The organism is uncultured Enorma sp., assembly GCA_905210055.1.
In the GTDB taxonomy this organism is placed as follows: Bacteria; Actinomycetota; Coriobacteriia; order Coriobacteriales; family Coriobacteriaceae; genus Enorma.
Window position 1 is genome coordinate 1 of sequence record CAJLVH010000184.1, and the last position, 2875, is coordinate 2875.

2 protein-coding genes and 1 pseudogene are annotated in these 2875 nt (G+C 57.3%); all 3 read right to left on the reverse strand.

Annotated features, from left to right (window positions below):
* Positions 1–279 (reverse strand): annotated as a pseudogene (locus QZ079_RS08920) (BREX-1 system phosphatase PglZ type A); the annotation flags it as partial.
* 38 nt (positions 280–317) lie between these two features.
* Complete coding sequence (locus tag QZ079_RS08925) at positions 318–1337, reverse strand: hypothetical protein (protein ID WP_297037500.1); 1020 nt, start codon at positions 1335–1337, stop codon at positions 318–320.
* Between the two features lie 8 nt (positions 1338–1345).
* Positions 1346–2875: hypothetical protein (locus QZ079_RS08930; RefSeq protein WP_297037501.1), on the reverse strand; the 1530-nt coding region annotated here is incomplete at its 5' end.

A 2875-nucleotide genomic window follows, 5' to 3' on the forward strand; every position in this document is an offset into this window, starting at 1 on the left:
CACCGCGTCCGCGAACCAGTCGCCCCTTGTGTCGCGCGCGGCGCGCTTGCGGTAGATGAGCGCCTTGTCGCCCGATCCCAACTCGTTCAGTCGCCGCTTCGCCGCGAACCGAGCGCCGTCTGCATCGCGCAGCACCTCCACACCCGGAAGCTCGAGCTCGTCGACGAGCGCCTCGAACTCGCCATCAGGGTCGTCCCACACAACCACCATGGGCTCGCCATGCCGCTGGGGAGCCTCGAACAGCCCTTTCAGCCTCTCCTGGATACCCGCTGTTTTCATATGCGTCGCTACCCTATTCTTAACCGCGTTGCCCTTGCCTATCGAATCTTTGCAAGAACGTCTTGCAACTTGGCGTAGTTCACCTTCACACCGTCGTCCAGATCGAGCGCGATCATCTGATCCGCCAGGTGATGCAAGCGCTCCTCGAACCCCTGGAGCTCACGCGCCTGCTCGTCGAGCACCTTGAGCTCGCGCCCGATGCGCGCACGCTGGCCGCCGGAAGCAGCCCCCTCCTCTTCGCGCAGACGCGCCACCTGCGAGCGCAAGCGCTCCTGCTGCAGGTGCACGTAATCCGTGCGCACGCGCGCCAAGAGGTCCGGCGTGTAGCGATGCGTGTAGATGAGCGCCTTGAACGCGTCCTTCTTGCCGGAGTCGATGAGCCAGTAGATGGGACGCTTCTTGTAGGTCTTGCAGTGGTCTGCGAAGAAATCCTTTAGGAAGTATGTGCGGATCACCTGACGCGGGGTGCCCGTGATGCCCTTCGGCAGCTTCTTGCCCTCTGCCGCCGCGCGTGCCGCCACATCTGCATAGAGCCCGTCCGCAAGGTAGGCGAGGTTCTCTTCGAGCGTGTCCTCGCCATATGCTGCGCGGATGAACTCCACCAGCTTGGAGACGATGTCGTCTGGGAAATACTCGTCGTCCATGACGGGCAGGATCCCGTCGGCGTCGGGCACGAACGTGACATGCTCGGGGTCGGGCATCTTAGCGAGGTATTCGTTCACGGTGTCGCCCTGGTTGGCGAGCACCAAGCCGTCCACGTCGAGCGAATAGCGGCCGAACATGCAGCCCACGGCGTAGCTCACGAGCGAGCGCATCTCGTCTTGGCGCGTGCGCACGTAGCGGTTACCGGTAAAGGACTCCGGCACGTCCTCCGCCGTGTCGAAGATCCGCGCGACCGAGACGTACTTGTCTTCGACCTCGATGGGTACCTCGCCCACCATGTTGTAGATCTCCGCGAAAATGCGGTTGAGCTCCTCCTCGTTGGCCTTGAGCTGGTCGAAGCGCGCGTTGACCTCCGCCTTGTGTGCTTCGTACTTGTCTCTGATGAGTGTTGCCATGGGTTCTCCTAGCAGTTTGTTTTTGCGCTTTGATCTGAAAGATCAACACTCGGCTGTTCGCGTACATTGAGCAAGTTCGGGCAGTCTTGGGCGCCGATTACGGGCTCATCAACATCACCCAAGAAGGCGTCCGCATCAAAATTGCGCGTCCTGAAGAACACGATGTCGAACGAATCTTCTGACATGAGAAATTGGTCACGAATATCCCAGATCAGTCGTGCCACGAGGCTGAAGAACTGCGGTATACCTTTCTCAAGTCGTGGGTCGAAATAAACCTGATAGCAGTTTTCTGTGCCCCTCCAAGAGAATGCGCCAAGACATCCGATGAGGTAGCAGAGTGTGATGCCGGTAAGGTCGCCTTCGGGAAGCGCCTGCTCGATTCCGCTCGCAATTCTACTGCGTGGAACAAACAGCAGTTCGTCCTTCTCGATTTCTGTTAGCACAACCCCGAAGGTATTGCCCGTTTCGTTCATCAAGGTGTTGAGTGCATCATCGCTGAGGTTTTCAGCTTGGGAAGCGTTAACGTTGACGTTGGTAATCGTATGGTGCCTGCCGTCCCACGCAATGTCTTCCGAATCGAAGAAGAACGTTCTTTGAGCCAAAAGGTTACATATTACCGTGGGCGAATCGTACTGATCGGGGGTGATTTGACCCGCAAGAATCTTTCGAGCGCGCGCGCTCATTGAAGACTGTTGTTCAGCAGGCTCGAGCCTTCCTTCGAGCTCCTCTGCTTGGTCGTCGTCCTCGGTCACAACGTGACTTTGAAGCTCTGAATCACTCTGGCTCGCGAAGTGGTTGATAGCGTCCCGAATGATTCCGCTTACATCAACTTCAATCACTGTTTCGTTTTTCTTTTCTGTGCCGTATTCGTCGAAGCCAAGCAAAACAAGGGCATGCGAAATCCTCTCAAGTAGTCCTCGCTGCCTCGGTGAGGGAACGCACAGCTTTTCGAGCTCTTCGGCGGAGAGGGCGGAGTCGTAGAACATATCGCTGGAGATAATAAACTTGTCGCCGATTTCTTCCAGCATGCTTTTGCAGGTAAATCGGTTGAAAATCTCTTTCGAACGGTCGACGCGCGCCCATTCTTCTATAACATCGATGAGGCGAACGGCGATGGGAACGCAGGCGTCAAAAAACTGCGACAGAGCGATTATCCCAGAGATGTTCCGCGCCCGACTTCCCGCCGCGGGATTGAGAGCCTCGCAGAAACGCGCTCCGGCGCCCAAGACCGAATTCCTTAAGTTAGCTAGTTGATCCATTACGGGCATGAAGACTTCACGATACGCAAATGAAAAGTCATTCGAGCGGGCAAGGAATCTCTCCTCCAGCTGATCGAGACAGGTTGGCACCGTGGATCCGCTAGCCTCTACCGTACGCGCCAAATTGCCGACAAAGGTTCGAGCCTGCTCGTACGTAACGTCTCCTGGGTCATAGAACGTGACGCGGGCGTAATCCTGCCCGATGAGCGAGTAGGGGTAGATGTAAAACTCCGAGCACTCCTCATCGGCAGTTGGCACCCGTACGACGGCGCAGCGGCA

Excerpts from the sequence above, each read along its gene's own strand:
- QZ079_RS08925 (WP_297037500.1), bottom strand. The coding sequence starts at position 1,337 with ATGGCAACACTCATCAGAGACAAGTACGAAGCACACAAGGCGGAGGTC.